13 protein-coding genes and 2 tRNA genes are annotated in these 16,364 nt (G+C 59.7%); 8 read left to right on the top strand and 7 right to left on the bottom strand.

Annotation, left to right across the window (positions count from 1 at the left end):
• Positions 1-205 precede the first annotated feature (205 nt).
• From AWM79_RS09530 to AWM79_RS09540, 3 genes are all read right to left on the bottom strand, one after another.
• Entirely contained in the window at positions 206-679 is a 474-nt protein-coding gene (locus AWM79_RS09530) for an FxsA family protein (protein WP_017131650.1), read from the bottom strand.
• Positions 680-744: 65 nt separating this feature from the next.
• The gene (locus AWM79_RS09535; protein ID WP_017131651.1) at positions 745-1,476 is read right to left on the bottom strand and encodes a HugZ family pyridoxamine 5'-phosphate oxidase; all 732 of its coding nucleotides are present in this window, start codon (positions 1,474-1,476) and stop codon (positions 745-747) included.
• 52 nt (positions 1,477-1,528) lie between these two features.
• On the bottom strand, positions 1,529-2,536 hold the full coding sequence (locus AWM79_RS09540) for a DUF481 domain-containing protein (protein WP_060782694.1): 1,008 nt from the start codon (positions 2,534-2,536) through the stop codon (positions 1,529-1,531).
• Positions 2,537-2,737: 201 nt separating this feature from the next.
• On the opposite strand from AWM79_RS09540, the gene AWM79_RS09545 reads away from it, so the two are divergent.
• The 4 genes from AWM79_RS09545 to AWM79_RS09560 all read left to right on the top strand — a co-directional run bounded on the left by AWM79_RS09545 (position 2,738) and on the right by AWM79_RS09560 (position 7,450).
• Positions 2,738-3,052, top strand: a complete 315-nt coding sequence (locus AWM79_RS09545; protein WP_218165327.1) for an MGMT family protein — start codon at positions 2,738-2,740, stop codon at positions 3,050-3,052.
• A gap of 44 nt (positions 3,053-3,096) precedes the next feature.
• Positions 3,097-4,647, top strand: a complete 1,551-nt coding sequence (locus AWM79_RS09550) for an AmpG family muropeptide MFS transporter (RefSeq protein ID WP_017131654.1) — start codon at positions 3,097-3,099, stop codon at positions 4,645-4,647.
• 116 nt (positions 4,648-4,763) lie between these two features.
• Positions 4,764-6,479: a proline--tRNA ligase gene (locus tag AWM79_RS09555; RefSeq protein WP_017131655.1), complete on the top strand. Its 1,716-nt coding sequence runs from the start codon at positions 4,764-4,766 to the stop codon at positions 6,477-6,479.
• Between the two features lie 17 nt (positions 6,480-6,496).
• Positions 6,497-7,450 carry a hypothetical protein gene (locus AWM79_RS09560; RefSeq protein ID WP_060782695.1) on the top strand — a complete coding sequence of 318 codons (954 nt, stop codon included), beginning with the start codon at positions 6,497-6,499 and terminating at the stop codon, positions 7,448-7,450.
• A 40-nt stretch (positions 7,451-7,490) separates the two neighbouring features.
• Here AWM79_RS09560 and dinB read toward each other — a convergent pair whose 3' ends face one another.
• Entirely contained in the window at positions 7,491-8,552 is a 1,062-nt protein-coding gene (gene dinB / locus AWM79_RS09565; RefSeq protein WP_060782696.1) for a DNA polymerase IV, read from the bottom strand.
• A 294-nt stretch (positions 8,553-8,846) separates the two neighbouring features.
• On the opposite strand from dinB, the gene AWM79_RS09570 reads away from it, so the two are divergent.
• From AWM79_RS09570 to AWM79_RS09585, 4 genes are all read left to right on the top strand, one after another.
• A tRNA-Met gene (locus AWM79_RS09570) sits at positions 8,847-8,923 on the top strand.
• A 206-nt stretch (positions 8,924-9,129) separates the two neighbouring features.
• A tRNA-Met gene (locus tag AWM79_RS09575) sits at positions 9,130-9,206 on the top strand.
• A gap of 268 nt (positions 9,207-9,474) precedes the next feature.
• On the top strand, positions 9,475-12,117 hold the full coding sequence (gene mprF / locus AWM79_RS09580; RefSeq protein ID WP_060782697.1) for a bifunctional lysylphosphatidylglycerol flippase/synthetase MprF: 2,643 nt from the start codon (positions 9,475-9,477) through the stop codon (positions 12,115-12,117).
• Entirely contained in the window at positions 12,117-13,397 is a 1,281-nt protein-coding gene (locus AWM79_RS09585; RefSeq protein WP_017131658.1) for a virulence factor family protein, read from the top strand. The genes mprF and AWM79_RS09585 overlap by 1 nt, the downstream gene beginning before the upstream one ends.
• Positions 13,398-13,457: 60 nt before the next feature.
• On the opposite strand, the gene AWM79_RS09590 is transcribed toward AWM79_RS09585, so the two are convergent.
• From AWM79_RS09590 to AWM79_RS09600, 3 genes are all read right to left on the bottom strand, one after another.
• Complete coding sequence (locus AWM79_RS09590) at positions 13,458-13,745, bottom strand: type II toxin-antitoxin system RelE family toxin (protein ID WP_017131659.1); 288 nt, start codon at positions 13,743-13,745, stop codon at positions 13,458-13,460.
• Between the two features lie 13 nt (positions 13,746-13,758).
• The gene (locus tag AWM79_RS09595; RefSeq protein WP_060782698.1) at positions 13,759-14,049 is read right to left on the bottom strand and encodes a Phd-YefM; all 291 of its coding nucleotides are present in this window, start codon (positions 14,047-14,049) and stop codon (positions 13,759-13,761) included.
• Between the two features lie 158 nt (positions 14,050-14,207).
• Entirely contained in the window at positions 14,208-16,106 is a 1,899-nt protein-coding gene (locus AWM79_RS09600) for a potassium transporter Kup (protein WP_017131661.1), read from the bottom strand.
• Positions 16,107-16,364: the final 258 nt, after the last annotated feature.

Raw genomic sequence — 16,364 nt, forward strand, 5'->3', positions numbered from 1 at the left:
TAGCACATCCGGCGTTGCCGGTTGCGGCTCGACGAGCGAACCGCAAAAGACTGTTTGGCGATTTACGCCAAAAACCTTGCGGTGACCGTTACATAGGGGCGCCAAAGATAATTACAAGGGCAGGAAGAGGTTTTTTTTGCAGGTAACGGTCCCTGTAGAAACGAACACGACACCCGAAGGTGTCGCGTGGCGAAGTGGCGATCGGTTAGGAGTCGCGGTGTTCGAACTCACCTTCGATCACGTTCGGCAGGCGGCCATTGGCCGGTGCCGCGCTAGGCTGGCCGCGAGTCTGCAGGTCATCGGCAAAGGCTCGCTGGCGCATCGCTTGCTCCTCGGCCCGTCGCCGCATCTTGCCGACCGCCAGTCGACGGGTGATCGGCAACAGCAACAGCAGGCCGAACACATCGCTGATAAAGCCCGGCAGCAACATCAGGCCACCGCCCAGGGCCAGCATCAGGCCCTCAAGCACGGTCTGGGCCGGCAGTTCACCACGACTCAGGCTTTCGCGCGCCCGAAACGCGGTAGCCAGGCCAGCGACCCGCAGGACCAGTACACCGAGTGCCGAGCCAAGAATGATCAGGGCCAGCGCCGGGAAAAAACCGATAGCCGTGCTGACCTGAAAAAACACATACAGCTCTAGCACCGGAAACAGCAGAAAGAGCAATAGAAAAGCGCGCATCAAATGGTTCCTCTACGGAAGAATGCCTTCCAGTAGACATCAGATGACGTCAACCCTCCGTGAATTCAAGCCTCGGCCGCTTGCTTTTTCGGCCAAAACTGCGCATGGGCCAAGGAAACCAAGGCCTGGCGAACCTCCATCGGCGTGTTGCAAGGTGTTTCAAAGGCCAGCCAATACACCCCCTGACCGACCCTTAAGTGCATCCCTTCCGTGTCGATTCCCGCCAGTTGGGCCGGCGCGATACGTGGCAATCCCGCCAAGTCGACATAGTGAGCGATCGCTTTGGCATGATCGCTGTTCATATGCTCGACCATACTCACCTCCGCCTTGCCGGCAAACGGATTAGCCAAGGTCACCTGGTCAAGCCAGTGGATCTCGCCGAAGCCACCGATATAACGGTGACGTACCGGCTTGAGCACCCAAAAATCGAAATCGTGGGCTTTGTGGTAGTTCTCCGAGTCCGGAAAGTAGCGGTAGTAGCGCTCGGCGGCGGCTTCGATAGCCGCGGATTCAACGAGTTTCTCCGCCTCGGCCAGGTAGGTCAGGCGACCGGCCGCCTGGACATCCTCGGCTTCTCGATCACTCACCAGCAATGAGCATTTCGGGTCTTTGCGCAGGTTGTGGGTGTGCTGGGCGATCCGGCTAATCAAGATCAGCGGGCGGCCCTGATCGTCCAGGCAGTAAGGCACCACGGAGCCGAACGGAAAACCAGGCATGGCCTTGGAATGCGTTGACAACACGCCCCGGTACTCCTTGAGCAACAATGCTCGCGCATTTTTGGCAACGTCCACACTCACCTTATGACTCCTCATGCAAAATCCACCGCTTGCCTTATAGCATTCCTGCCCCTTACCAGGCCACGCCGAACCCGACGGTGTAGCGGGTTCGGTTTAATCGGGTGTCGTCGTCGCCATTCACAATGTCGCGTTCAGCCTTGAGGTTCAACGACGCCCATTCGGTGACTCTGTAGCGCAGGCCCATGTCGGCATCCAGAGCGTATTTAGAAGGCCCGTTCAACGGCCAGCCTACCTCGCCGCTGGTGAAGAACTCTACGGTCTTGCCGACCAAGTAACGGTTATAGTCCCACTTCATGCCCAACGAGTAGAAGGTCTTACTCTCGCCATCGTCATATTCATAATGGGTGTTGTTGACCAACGAACCCAGGGAGAACGCGCCTAACTCATTATCCCAGAATTGATAACCCGGACCGGTACCGACAGTGCGCTGGCGCGACAAGTCCTCGATCCGGTCGCGTTTGTAGCTCAGGCGCCCCTGCCAGAACCATTGCTCGGTGATGAAACGGTCAAGGGCATACTCGATACCCCAGTTATCCGTGATGACTAGATTGTCTTGGAACTCGCGGTTGTATTCTCCTTGCGCATGATGCCTCCAGGCACCATGGCGGGCCGTGGTCTTGAAGTCGATGTCGTAGTCATCGGTATCTTTTTCCGCACGCTTGTAATCCAAGGCCACATCGACATTGCCTTTCCAGACCAGGTCTGCGATCACCGGCTTGGGTTTGACGATCTGCTGGATGCTGTCCAGATCCACTGTTTTCGAGGCTCGGCCATTGGCCAGGATCACCTTGCCGGTGTCGGCGGCCAGCAACGACCGGGCCCTCTCACCGCTGTAGGCGTCCTGCTTGACCAGCAGCTCCTGATCGCTCTCCAGGGTCTTGATCTGAGCCCAGTCAACTGCAACGACTCCGGCATAATCGGTCTGGACCAACAGTTTGCCGCCGTCGAACAGCTTGATCTTGCCACTCAGGCGATCACCGTTGTTCAACCAGACAGTATCGGCCAGCAAAGGCGTAGAGGCGCTGAAAACAGCGAGGCACAATAGGATTCTGGACAACATAGACAACACAAGACTCAGGTTGGCGAAAAAAAACCGGCATTATCCCGGCGGATAACGCCCGAGCAAGGACCGACCGAGCAAACAGGAGTCAAGTTCAACAATTACTCTCAATAAGCGGAAATCTCTGACTTGATAGAGGCAAAAACCACTCAAAGGAATGGCCCCGTGAACGAAGAAACCGTCAGTGAAAGCCCCGCCCAGATGCGGCGTACGGCCCTCTACCTGACCCTGGCCCAAGTGCCTGAAGGCAAGGTGGTCACCTATGGTCAGCTGGCCGAACTCGCCGGACTCGGTCGGGCGGCCCGCTGGGTGGGGCGGACCTTGAGTCAGTTGCCGGCCGACACCCGCCTGCCCTGGCACCGCGTACTGGGTGCCGGTGGTCGGATCAGTCTACCGGTCGGCAGCCCATCCGGCGACGAACAACGGGCCCGGCTGCGCACCGAAGGCCTCAGCGTCCTGAACAATCGTGTCGATATCAAGCGTCATGGCTGGCGTCCGATAGAGCACAGCGGTTAGAGTGCGCGCTTTGTTTCCGTCAACCCTGAGGCAGATTCCAGCCCATGCCCCGTAAAACCTGGCGCGCCGCGCTCGCCGCCTATGCCAGCCCCTCGACATTAGTGCTGTTGCTGCTCGGTTTCGCCGCCGGCCTGCCTTATATGTTGGTATTTTCAACGCTTTCGGTCTGGTTGCGCGAGGCCGGTGTAGCCCGCGAAACCATTGGTTATGCCAGCCTGATCGGCCTGGCATACGCTTTCAAATGGGTCTGGTCGCCCTTGCTCGATCAATGGCGCCTGCCACTGCTCGGCAAGCTGGGTCGGCGTCGCTCCTGGCTGGTTCTGGCACAAAGCCTGATTGTTCTAGGGCTGATCGGCATGGGCTTTTGCGATCCGCAGAAACACTTGTCCTGGCTGATCGCAATCGCCGTGCTCGTCGCCTTTGCCTCCGCCACCCAGGACATCGCGGTCGACGCCTATCGCCTGGAAATCGCCCATGACACCCAGCAGGCCGCTCTGGCTGCCAGCTATATGTCCGGTTACCGGGTCGCCGCCCTGCTGGCCACCGCCGGCGCCCTGTTTTTCGCCGAAGGCTTCGGCTCCACCGGTTTCAGTTACAAGCACTCGGCCTGGACCGGCACCTATGTGCTGTTTGGCGTCTTGATGATCCCTGCGCTACTCACCACTTTCTTCATGCGCGAACCGCCGGTGCCGTTGCGTACCCAACTGTCCGCGGGGCGCTACAGCTTCATGCATCAACTGACCTCGGTATTCGTGCTGATCATTCTGTTGGTCTCGGTGCCGGCGATGTTCACCCAGCTCTACAACACCGACTTCGCCGGTGTGCTGTTCCATGACGTCAGCTTGCTCGACCTGCTCCTCGAAGATCGCGCCTTTCTGCGCGCTATCCTCTACACCACCCTGACGGTGCTGTGCCTATCGAACCTGGGGCGACGCGGGTTGGCGCCGGTGCTCACGCCAGTCAACGACTTTATCCTCCGTTATCGCTGGCAAGCCCTGCTGCTGCTCGGGCTGATTGCCACTTACCGGATGTCGGATACGGTGATGGGGGTGATGGCCAACGTCTTCTACATCGACCAGGGCTTTACCAAGGACCAGATCGCCGGAGTGAGCAAGATCTTCGGTCTGATCATGACCCTGCTGGGCGCTGGCATGGGCGGCTTGCTGATCGTGCGCTTCGGCATCCTGCCGATCCTGTTTATCGGCGGCGTCACCTCGGCTGGCACTAACCTGCTGTTCATGTTGCTGGCCGACATGGGACCGAACCTGAAGATGCTGATCGCCACCATTTCGTTGGACAACTTCAGCTCGGGCCTGGCGACTTCGGCATTCGTCGCCTACCTGTCGAGCCTGACCAACCTGAAGTTCTCCGCCACTCAGTACGCCCTGCTCAGCTCGATCATGCTGCTACTGCCACGGCTGATCGGCGGCTATTCGGGGGTGATGGTCGAGAAGTTCGGTTACCATCAGTTCTTTATTGCCACGGCGATAATGGGCGTTCCCACCCTGGTGCTGATTGCCCTGCATTGGTATCAGGAAGTTCGTCGCGGCGGTGCAACACCTTCAACCACCGAAGACACGCAGCAAGCCCCATAAACACGAGGGGAGCTATGCTCTCCCCGCCTCAGAGCCGCCACACGTCTGTACGTCGCCGGATCCCGCCCGTACAATGCTCCGTTACTTCTAGCCACTAGCAACGACAACGGCCAACCATGCGCACCAGTCAATATTTGCTCGCCACACAGAAAGAAACACCTTCCGATGCGGTCGTGATCAGCCATCAGTTGATGCTGCGCGCCGGAATGATCCGCAAGCTTGCTTCTGGCCTGTACACCTGGCTGCCCATGGGCCTGCGCGTGATGCGCAAGGTCGAGGCTATCGTGCGCGAAGAAATGAACGCAGCCGGTGCGCTGGAAGTGCTGATGCCGGGTATCCAGCCAGCTGAGCTGTGGCAGGAATCCGGTCGCTGGGAACAGTACGGCCCCGAGCTACTGCGCCTGAAGGACCGCCATGACCGCGACTTCTGCGCCGGCCCGACCCACGAAGAAGTGATCACCGACCTGTGCCGTAACGAGTTGAGCAGCTACAAGCAATTGCCGATCAACCTGTACCAGATCCAGACCAAATTCCGCGACGAGATCCGTCCACGCTTCGGTCTGATGCGCGGTCGCGAATTTATCATGAAGGACGCCTATTCCTTCCACGCCGACCAGGCGTCGCTGCAGGCCACCTACGACCGTATGCACCAGGCCTATTGCAACATCTTCACCCGCCTGGGGCTGCGTTTCCGTCCGGTCGAAGCGGATAACGGCTCCATCGGCGGTGCCGGCTCCCACGAATTCCATGTGCTGGCCGAGTCCGGCGAAGATGATATCGCCTTCAGCAACGGCTCCGATTACGCGGCGAACATCGAGAAGGCCGAAGCCGTGCCGCAGGAAACCTCGCGCCCCGCGCCGAGTGAAGCACTGCGCCTGGTCGACACGCCCGATGCAAAAACCATCGTACAACTGGTCGAAGGCTACCACCTGCCGATCGAAAAGACCGTCAAGACCCTGATCGTCCACGCCGAAGAAGAGGGCAAGCTGATTGCGCTGATCATCCGTGGTGATCACGAGCTGAACGAAATCAAGGCCGCCAACCAGCCTGGCGTCGCCAACCCGCTGATCATGGCCTCCGACGCCGAACTGCGTGACGCCATCGGCGCCGGCGCAGGTTCCCTCGGCCCGCTGAACCTGCCACTGCCGATCATCATCGACCGCTCGGTCGAGCTGATGAGCGATTTCGGGGCCGGTGCGAACATCGACGACAAGCATTACTTCGGCCTGAACTGGGAACGCGACCTGCCGGTCCCGACCGTTGCCGACCTGCGCAACGTCGTTGCTGGCGACCCAAGTCCGGATGGCAAGGGCACCTTGGAAATCAAGCGCGGTATCGAAGTCGGACACATCTTCCAGCTGGGCACCAAGTACAGCGAAGCGATGAAGTGCCAGGTCCTGGGCGAAAACGGTAAGCCGGTCACCCTGACCATGGGTTGCTACGGCATCGGTGTTTCTCGCGTGGTGGCCGCGGCCATCGAGCAGAACAACGATGACAACGGCATCATCTGGAGCGACAGCCTCGCACCGTTCCAGATCGCCCTGGTGCCGCTGCGCTACGAAACCGAACAGGTTCGTGAAGCCACCGACAAGCTCTATGCCGAACTGACGGCCGCCGGCTTCGAAGTGCTGCTGGACGATCGCGACAAGAAGACCAGCCCGGGCATCAAGTTCGCGGACATGGAACTGATCGGTATTCCTCACCGGATCGTGGTCAGCGACCGCGGCCTGGCCGAAGGCAACCTGGAATACAAGAGCCGTACCGAAGCCGAGGCGCAAGCGCTGCCGGTTGCCGATGTACTGGCTTTCCTGCAGGCCCGTATCCGTCGCTAAGCCCAGATAGAGACCTCATGTTCAATCGAAGTACCTTAGCCCTCGGGGGCGCCGCCTTGTGCGGCGCCCTGCTGCTTGGCGGCTGTGCCAACCCGATGTCGCAGCGCAGCGAGCACGAGGAACGTGTCGAACGCAAACTGCTTGAGCACAGCCTGCAGATCGATGTCGGCGACCCCAAGATCCTCGAACTAGCGCAACGTCGTGTGCGAATCAACGAACAGAAGACCTTCGAGGTCACCGAGTTCGACGTCACCCGTCGCTACGATCGCTACACGCCTTATCAGCCCTGGCGCAAAGCCTATGAAATACCGCTGGGCGCGGTGGCGCTGGTGGGTGGCATCGGCGCTAACGTGGTGAACGTGTTCGCCCTCGGCTCCCTGCCTACCAGCATGACCCGCGACTGGATCAGCTATGGCATCGACGGGCTCAATCCGTTCATGAACATGCAATCCCACGGACGCGCGCAGCAAAACCTGGCAGCCATCGAAGAAGTCCAGCGCGACAAGCGCATGGAATATTCGAGCCTACCGTGGGCCGAACGGCCAGTGGAGGTGGTGGCGGGTCGACAGACCTATGAGCTGACCACCGATCGCCACGGTGTGTTACGCCTGAACCTGCTGGACAGCCCGTTTGCCGAGCGGGGCCTGAATCACATTGGCAACCTGACGATTCGCGTCGAGGATGCCAAGGATGAAGTCCACTCGGATTCGAACCTGTCCATCAGCAGCCAGCTCCAAGGCAAGTTGTTGGAGGCCCACGCCTTGATCTATGACGACCTGGAGGGCGACGATGTCGACCAATGGGTTCATCGGGTCAAGCGCCTGTCCGAATTGGGCCTGGAAGAAGAAGCAAGCGAACTGGAACAGAGCCTGATCGAACTGACGCGCAACGATCCCGAGTTGCAACACGAGTTTCTCAAGTCGCTGAGCAAGAATGCCGGACGTCTGGTGGCGGATCCCGGAGCAAGCTGAACACCTCCCCTGTGTGAGCGAGCCCGCCAGCTCACACGACTTACCGGCTGAACAGCTCCAACTGCTCATGGCCGCCGCGCAAATCCTGCAAGCGCACCCCGATACCCAACAGGCGCACGGGCTTATCTCCACGGGCAAATGCTTGGCTGAGTAACTGTCGATAACTCTCCAGATCCCGGGCGGCCCCGGCCTGCTCCAGGGTGGTCTGGGTAAAATCATGAAACTTCACCTTGACGAACGGCTTGCCCGGTCGATAACCATCGTCCAGCCGCGCCATGCGTCCGGCCAGGGTTTCCATCAGCTGCGGAAGCTTTTGCAGGCAACTTTCGAGATCGGGCAAATCGACGTCGTAGGTATTTTCGACACTGACCGATTGCCGCCGACTGTCATTGTGCACCACTCGCTCATCAATCCCCCGCGCCAGCCCCCACAAGCGTTCGCCGAAACTACCGAACTCACGCACCAGGGCCAGCTTGCTCCACTCGCGCAACTGCAGGCAGTCGACGATACCCAATCGCCCCAGCTTGTCCGCCGTGACCTTGCCGACACCATGCAGTTTGCTGACCGCCAGCCCGGCGACAAAAGCATCCACCTGGTCTGGAGTGATCACAAACAAGCCATTGGGCTTTTTCCAGTCACTGGCAATCTTCGCCAGGAACTTGTTCGGCGCGACACCCGCCGAGACGGTAATATGCAACTGGCGCGACACTCGACGCCGGATATCTTGGGCGATCCGCGTGGCACTGCCGGCAAAGTGGGGGCTGTCAGACACATCCAGGTAAGCCTCGTCCAGCGACAGCGGCTCGATCAGGTCGGTGTAGTCCCGAAAGATTGCCTGGATTTCCTTTGACGCCTCCTTATAGACAGGCATGCGCGGCTCGACAATCACCAGATCCGGGCACAGGTTCAAAGCCTGCCACGATGACATTGCTGACCGCACTCCAAATGCCCGCGCTTCGTAATTGCAGGTCGCGATCACTCCCCGCCGATCTACCGCTCCGCCCACCGCCAGCGGCTTGCTGGCCAGGCTCGGGTCGTCGCGCATCTCGATGGCAGCGTAGAAGCAATCACAGTCGACATGGATGATTTTGCGTTGCGTCATGGCGGACAGTGTTTATTCAAAAGACAGAAACGGCACGGATCGTCAGTATCTCACTGATACCTGTATATAGCACCAGTGGTTTAAATATTCCGACAAGGCAGTGAGAAATAGCCGATATAAATTTAGTTTTTCAATCGAAAAGCCAACCACGATAGAGCCAAAAGCCTTGCAGGGCATGGCCCCGAGACGCCTCAAGCACCCTGTTTAAGAGGCTAAGCAATTGAACAATAAAGAGGTTTTCCGAAATTAAGGTTTGACAGGCCGGTGTTTCTCTGTAGAATGCCGCCACACAGACGCGGGATGGAGCAGTCTGGTAGCTCGTCGGGCTCATAACCCGAAGGTCGTCGGTTCAAATCCGGCTCCCGCAACCAAACATCAGAACAGGCTGCTCGAAAGAGTGGCCTTTTTTGTGTTCGCTTGTTTCTTCCAGCCCTTCCTCACTCGATCAAAAAAACCTTGATTGTCTGACACTTATCCAATCCAAAAGGACGTGCTGGGGTTTTTTGCATTATTTTGACCCTCTGGGCTATTAACAGTTGACACCCCGGCGTTCGACTGTAGAATGCCGCCACACAGACGCGGGATGGAGCAGTCTGGTAGCTCGTCGGGCTCATAACCCGAAGGTCGTCGGTTCAAATCCGGCTCCCGCAACCAAACATCGGAAAAGGCTGCTCGAAAGAGTGGCCTTTTTTGTATTCGCTGAAAAAGCATGGTGCTCAAGCACAATCCATCCCCGACGGAAGCCAGAACCAATGCCTGTACAGGCTATGCTCAATTAGCAACAAACCCCTCTACAACAGCCCCGGGACGTAGGTCGCCGCAAGACGGCGAGACGCGTTATATTTGTAATTATTTTGTCCGTAGGGATTGGTAACTTGGCTGGATACCCCCATCCTGTCGCGCACAATCCTAGAGGTGATTGATGCGCGCCAACTCGTCTGAACCACAAGACACCGTCACAGCGACACAACCGATTGCGGCCACCCGCTTGCGCTGGCTGGATCTGCTGAGCAAGTACCGTCAATCCGTTGGGCTGATTGTCACCCTGTTGTTGTTCGCCATTGCCCTGGTCGCCTGTCATCATCTGTTGATCGAACTCGACCTGGATGCGCTTCACGATTCGATTCTGGGCGTGCCCAAGCCGGCCCTGGCGGGAGCCGTCGCGGCAACCGCCATCGGCTTTATCATCTTGTTGGGGTATGAGTGGTCCGCCAGTCGTTATACCAATGTCCACCTGCCGGCCAAGACCCTGGCTCTAGGCGGCTTTACCGCCTTCGCCATCGGCAATGCCATCGGCCTGTCGCTGCTTTCCGGCGGCTCGGTACGCTATCGTCTCTACGCCCGCAACGGCCTCGGTGCCGCTGAAGTCGCACGCATGACGTTGTTCGCCAGCCTGTCGCTGGGTTGCGCGCTGCCACCGCTCGCTGCTCTGGCTACTCTGAGCAACCTGCCGGCTGCCGCTGAAGCCTTGCACCTGCCCGCCTATCTGCTGGGCGCGGTTGCCGTGACCCTCCTTGCCCTGTTCGCGCTGCTGGCAGTGGGTATTTATCGTCGACGCCTGCCAGAGCAACCCATCCCGAACAACCTGCTGGTCAAGGTCGGTCGCCGTACCCTGCGCTTGCCCGGCGCCCGCCTGACCTTGCTGCAATTGGTCATCACCGCCCTGGACGTGGCCGCCGCCGCAACAGTGCTGTATCTGCTGCTGCCGCAGGCGCCGCCGTTCGGTGCCTTTCTGTTGGTGTACCTCTTGGCCCTGGCCGCGGGCGTACTCAGCCACGTGCCCGGTGGCGTCGGGGTGTTCGAAGCGATCCTGCTGGCCGCTTTCGCCAATGAGCTGGGGGCAGCCCCACTGGCGGCAGCTTTGCTGCTGTACCGGCTGATCTATGTGTTATTGCCGTTGCTGCTGGCTTGCCTGGCACTGCTGAGCACCGAGGCCCAGCGTCTGATCGCGTCGCGCCAGAGCATGCGCGTGGCGTCCGGCCTGGCCGCTCCGGTCCTCGCGGTGCTGGTATTCCTTTCCGGCGTGGTGCTGCTGTTCTCCGGTGCCACCCCGGAAATCGATACCCGCCTGGAAGGCATCGACTTCCTCGTGCCGGATCGCCTGATCGACGCCTCGCACTTCGGCGCCAGCCTGGTAGGCGTGTTGTGCCTGCTGTTGGCCCAGGGCCTGCGTCGGCGCCTCTCGGCGGCCTGGATGCTGACCATGATCCTGCTGCTGGTGGGCGCCCTGCTCTCGCTGCTCAAGGGCTTCGACTGGGAAGAAGCCAGCATGCTGACGGCCACGGCCTGCCTGCTGGGAGCTTTCCGGCGTTCCTTCTACCGACCCAGCCGCTTGACCGAGCTACCGTTCTCGCCACTGTATCTGGTAGCCAGCCTGTGCGTGCTGGGGGCTTCGGTCTGGTTACTGCTGTTCGCCTACCAGGACGTGCCCTACAGCCATGAACTCTGGTGGCAATTCGCACTGGATGGCGATGCTCCACGGGGACTGCGCTCATTGCTGGGTGCCGCGGTACTGCTGGTGGCGGTATCCCTGACCTGGCTGCTGCGCACCGAACGCCCGGTCATCCATCAGCCCAGTGCCGAAGAACTGGAACGTGCCCACAAGATCCTGATGGCCTCCGACCAGCCCGATGGCGGCCTGGCCCTGACGGGTGACAAAGCCTTCCTGTTCCATCCGACCGATACCGCCTTCCTCATGTATGCCCGTCGCGGCCGCAGCCTGGTATCGCTGTATGACCCAATTGGCCCAGCACGCCAGCGCGCCGAGCTGATCTGGCAGTTCCGCGACCTGTGCGATACCCACCATGCGCGTCCAGTGTTCTATCAGGTCCGTGCCGAGAACTTACCGTACTACATGGACATCGGCCTGACCGCTATCAAACTCGGCGAAGAGGCCCGGGTCGACTTGCACCGCTTTGATCTTGAATCCAAAGGCAAGGAGATGAAGGACCTGCGCTACACCTGGAATCGTGGCAGTCGCGACGGCCTGTCTCTGGAGATCTACGAGCCGGGACAAGCACCTCTGGATGAACTCAAGGTGATTTCCGATGCCTGGCTGACCGGCAAGAACGTCCGCGAGAAAGGCTTCTCCCTGGGCCGCTTCAGCTCGGAATACATCAACCACTTCCGCGTCGCGATCATTCATTTCGAAGGTCGACCGGTGGCGTTCGCCAACCTGCTCGAGACCCATAGCCATGAACTGGCCAGCCTCGACTTGATGCGCTCGCACCCCGACGCACCGAAACTGACCATGGAGTTCCTGATGGTCGGTTTGATTCAACATTATAAAAATCACGGATATGCACGCTTCAGCCTCGGCATGGTACCGCTCTCTGGTCTGCAACCCCGGCGCGGCGCTCCCCTGACCCAGCGCCTGGGGTCGATGGTGTTTCAGCGCGGTGAGCAACTCTATAACTTCCAGGGCCTGCGCCGCTTCAAAGACAAGTTCCAGCCTGACTGGGAACCTCGTTACATGGCCGTGCCAGCCGGACTCGATCCGCTGGTTGCCCTGGCCGATACTGCCGCCCTGATCGCGGGCGGCTTGACTGGATTGGTGAAACGCTGATGATTCGACGCTCCTGGCGGGTTTTACTGGTAATCGTGTTGGTCTTGGCCGCGCTCGCGGGTGGCGGCTACTGGTTCTGGAATCGCCCCACGCCGCAACCCACTCTTGAACACCTGGATCAGGCCGATGGCTCGACCCTGACCCGTTTGATCCCCGGCACCACACCCAAGGCCCAGGTCATCGTGGCAACCCTCGCCGAAGACGCCCTCAGCGACAAACAACTATCAGCGCTGAGTCGTAGCGGCGCCGCGCAGATCGTCCAAGTGATCCTGCCCAAGGATGATTGCAAGCTGCAGCAACAGGCCCTGGACAACGCCCTGCAACACTTGAAAGGGCCGGCGACGCTGGTCGGCGGTATCGGCCCAGGCGCCACCCTGGCCTGGAACTGGCTGGCGACACAGACCGATGACAAGGCCCAGGCCATCTCGGTCGGTTTTACCCTTGAGCAACCAGGCTGCGGCACACCGGTTGCCAAGTCGGCGGCCCATGGTCACTGGCTCGTCGCCTGGAACGACGGCCCGGATGATCCGAGCGCGGCGTTCGTGCGCGACCAGGCCAATGCCGAGACCAGCATCAGCGACTACGATGTGCACCTGCCACAGGTGCTGAACAACGAACTGCGCAAGATGCTGGTCGGTTCCGAGAACGGTGGCTTGGCCATTCCAGTGGTGGAAGTACCGGCCGGCCAGACCACCGACACTGTGACCCTGTTCCTTTCCGGCGACGGTGGTTGGCGCGACCTCGACCGCGATGTCGCCGGTGAAATGGCCAAGCTCGGCTACCCAGTGATCGGTATCGACACCCTGCGCTACTACTGGCAACACAAGAGCCCGGAACAGAGCGCTGTCGACTTGACCGAACTGATGCAGCACTATCGCCAGAAATGGGGGATCAAGCGCTTTGTGCTGACCGGTTACTCATTCGGTGCCGACGTGCTGCCAGCGATCTACAACCGCCTGCCAGAAGCCGAACAACAGCGCGTGGACGCTATCATCCTACTGGCCTTCGCCCGCAGCGGCAGCTTCGAGATTCATGTCGATGGCTGGCTGGGCAAGGCCGGCATGGAGCTGGACACCGGCCCCGACATGGCCAAGCTGCCGGCCGCCAAGGTGCTGTGCATCTACGGCAAGGAAGAGATTGATGAAAGTGGCTGTACCACCAAGACCGCTGTCGGCGAGCCGATGGAATTACCGGGCGGGCATCACTTCGACGAAAACTACCCGGCGCTGGCCAAGCGCCTGATCGACGCCATCGACAAGCGCCAGAGCAGGGCCGAATAAGTCGCGACAAACACCGGCAAAAGCCCCTACAGCCACAAGGTAACGGGGGCTTTCTTGCATTCAGATCCGGCGTTCGGCAGTATCATAGACTTCCCTGTCCCGCCTGGCTCCGACTGCCACGATCAACACCTCGATGGCCTTGCCGTCGACACGATAGACAATACGCGTATCGCCGGTTCTGATCCTGCGACACCCCGCAAGACTGCCGCGCAATGGCTTGCCGCTCTTGTCCGGCTCGCCATGGACAATGCGCTCCTCGATCACATCGAGGATTCGATTCGCTGCGGCACTGCCCAATTGATCCAGATCATCCATGACCTGCGGATGATAGATAACGCTCCAAGCCATCCCCTTCTCCCAATCAATCCTTTGCGGCGTAGCGTGCCCGCAGGTCTTTATGAGAGAGGGCGTTACCCGCATCGAAGCCCATCAGCCGTTCACGCGCGGTTGCTTCGACACGAAGATTCTCCAACTCGTCGAGCATTTCCTGAAAGGCTTCGACATTGATAATCACCGCCGCAGGTTCGTTATCCTTGAAAATCACCAGACGCTCGGTAGTCCGGCTGGCAATGTCCTTGAGCTTGGCACTGAAGCCACGAACCATGGCTGTCACCGAGACAGCCTGATCGGCACGTTCCAGCAATGCAGTCATATCACTCTCTCCCGCACAGGTTAGAACAGAAAAATCATAAAATAGAACGCAAAATACTACATCAAATTAAACGTAACCTAATATAGCTGATCGTTCCACGCCTCAGCAAAAAGCCCCCGCCGCCACAAGGCAACGGGGGCTTTTTTGTGATCGCAGGATTACATCTCGACCTGGGTGCCCAGCTCAATCACCCGGTTCACCGGCAGCTTGAAGAACCGCAGGTTGCCGTTGGCGTTTTTGAGCATGAAGGCGAACAGCGACTCCCGCCAGCGCGCCATGCCGACGATCTTCGACGCGATCACGGTTTCACGGCTGAGGAAGTAGGTAGTGCCCATCGGGCTGAAATCCAACTCGTCGAGGTGGCACAGCTTCAGCGCCTCCGGCACGTCCGGTTCGTCGGTGAAACCAAAATGCAGGATCACCCGGAAGAAACCTTCGCCGTAGGAATCGACCTCGAACCGTCGCTGGCTCGGCACCCGCGGAATGTCTTCGTAGACCACCGTCAGTAGCACCACCTGTTCATGCAGCACTTGATTGTGCAGCAGATTATGCAACAAGGCATGAGGCACCGCGTCCGCGCGGGCGGTGAGGAACACCGCCGTGCCCTGCACGCGATGCGGAGGCTGCACGCGGATACTGCCGATAAAGATCGGCAGCGGCAGGCCACCCTCATCCAGGCGATCCACCAACAGCTCCTTGCCGCGCTTCCAGGTGGTCATCAGGATAAATAACGCAATCCCCGCCAGCACCGGGAAAGCACCGCCCTGGACGATCTTCGGCACGTTGGCGGCGAAGAACAATCCATCCACCACCAAGAAACCGACCAGGATGGGTACCGTGAGAATCGGCGGCCACTTCCACAGCAGCAACATCACCGCCGACACCAGAATGCTGGTGATCAGCATGGTCCCGGTCACCGCCACGCCGTAGGCCGAGGCCAGCGCGTTGGAGGACTCGAAGCCCAGCACCAGCAGAATCACGCCGACCATCAAGCTCCAGTTCACCGCCCCGATGTAGATCTGCCCCTGTTCGGCACTGGAGGTGTGCTGGATATACATGCGCGGAATGTAGCCGAGCTGGATTGCCTGACGGGTCAGGGAGAAGGCTCCGGAAATCACCGCCTGCGAAGCAATCACGGTTGCCAGGGTCGACAATCCCACCAACGGCACCAGCGCCCAGGACGGCGCCAGCAGGTAGAACGGGTTGCGCGCCGCTTCCGGGTTTTCCAGCAACAGGGCACCCTGGCCGAAGTAATTCAGCACCAGCCCCGGCAGTACCAGCGCGAACCAGGCACGGGCGATCGGCTTGCGGCCAAAGTGGCCCATGTCGGCATATAGCGCTTCGGCACCGGTCAATGCCAGCACCACCGCGCCGAGAATCGCCACGCCCATGCCGGGATGCACCACGAAGAAACGCACGCCCCACATCGGATTCAGCGCGCTGAGCACTTGCGGATGCTGGAGAATGCCATGCACGCCTAGAACTCCGAGTACCAGGAACCAGGCGACCATCACCGGCCCGAACAACTTGCCGATGCTCGCCGTCCCGTGTTTCTGGATCAGGAACAACCCCACCAGCACCACCAGCGACAGCGGCACCACCCAGCGCTCCAGGCCGTCAAAGGCCAACTCCAGCCCTTCCACCGCCGACAATACCGAGATGGCCGGAGTGATCATGCTGTCGCCATAGAACAGTGCCGCGCCGATCAACCCGAGGATCACCAACACCGCCCGCAACCGCGGATACGGCGACGCCGCCCGCCGCGCCAGGGCGGTCAAGGCCATGATTCCACCCTCGCCCTGGTTGTCCGCCCGCAGGATGAACAACACGTACTTGATCGAGACCACCCAGATCAACGACCAGAAAATCAGTGCGAGAATCCCGAATACGCCATCATGGTTGACCTGAACCCCATACCCACCGGAGAACACCTCCTTGAGGGTGTACAACGGACTGGTGCCGATATCGCCGTACACCACCCCCACCGCAGCCACCAGCATGCCCAACGGCTTTGTCGCCGAATGCCCAACCGGCGCCTGACTCACTGCCTGCCCCATCAATTACTCCCCTACTACAACGTGGACCGGTCTTCGTCTAAGAAGCACTACTCTTTTTTGGTGCGGCTCTATCGGTACAGCTGTTTGAGTACAGCATGCGCTGATTTTCTTACAGTTGCCGACGATTAATCTTTTACTGCAATCTGAAACAAAAAATGACACCGAGGCGCGACGCGGCGAAGCATAGCGCAGCACTCGTCGCATTTCCCTCCATAAAGCTGGTCAAGTGCCTCGCCCATCGCTAGAATTGCGCACTTT

Origin of the sequence: Pseudomonas agarici (assembly GCF_001543125.1) — a bacterium.
Classification (GTDB): domain Bacteria; phylum Pseudomonadota; class Gammaproteobacteria; order Pseudomonadales; family Pseudomonadaceae; genus Aquipseudomonas; species Aquipseudomonas agarici.

Bases quoted from the DNA above. Each gene is read 5' to 3' on its own strand.
- AWM79_RS09530 (WP_017131650.1), bottom strand. From the start codon at position 679: ATGCGCGCTTTTCTATTGCTCTTTCTGCTGTTTCCGGTGCTAGAGCTG.
- AWM79_RS09540 (WP_060782694.1), bottom strand. From the start codon at position 2,536: ATGTTGTCCAGAATCCTATTGTGCCTCGCTGTTTTCAGCGCCTCTACG.
- AWM79_RS09545 (WP_218165327.1), top strand. From the start codon at position 2,738: ATGCGGCGTACGGCCCTCTACCTGACCCTGGCCCAAGTGCCTGAAGGC.
- AWM79_RS09550 (WP_017131654.1), top strand. From the start codon at position 3,097: ATGCCCCGTAAAACCTGGCGCGCCGCGCTCGCCGCCTATGCCAGCCCC.
- AWM79_RS09555 (WP_017131655.1), top strand. From the start codon at position 4,764: ATGCGCACCAGTCAATATTTGCTCGCCACACAGAAAGAAACACCTTCC.
- AWM79_RS09560 (WP_060782695.1), top strand. From the start codon at position 6,497: ATGTTCAATCGAAGTACCTTAGCCCTCGGGGGCGCCGCCTTGTGCGGC.
- dinB (WP_060782696.1), bottom strand. From the start codon at position 8,552: ATGACGCAACGCAAAATCATCCATGTCGACTGTGATTGCTTCTACGCT.
- mprF (WP_060782697.1), top strand. From the start codon at position 9,475: ATGCGCGCCAACTCGTCTGAACCACAAGACACCGTCACAGCGACACAA.
- AWM79_RS09585 (WP_017131658.1), top strand. From the start codon at position 12,117: ATGATTCGACGCTCCTGGCGGGTTTTACTGGTAATCGTGTTGGTCTTG.
- AWM79_RS09590 (WP_017131659.1), bottom strand. From the start codon at position 13,745: ATGGCTTGGAGCGTTATCTATCATCCGCAGGTCATGGATGATCTGGAT.
- AWM79_RS09595 (WP_060782698.1), bottom strand. From the start codon at position 14,049: ATGACTGCATTGCTGGAACGTGCCGATCAGGCTGTCTCGGTGACAGCC.
- AWM79_RS09600 (WP_017131661.1), bottom strand. From the start codon at position 16,106: ATGGGGCAGGCAGTGAGTCAGGCGCCGGTTGGGCATTCGGCGACAAAG.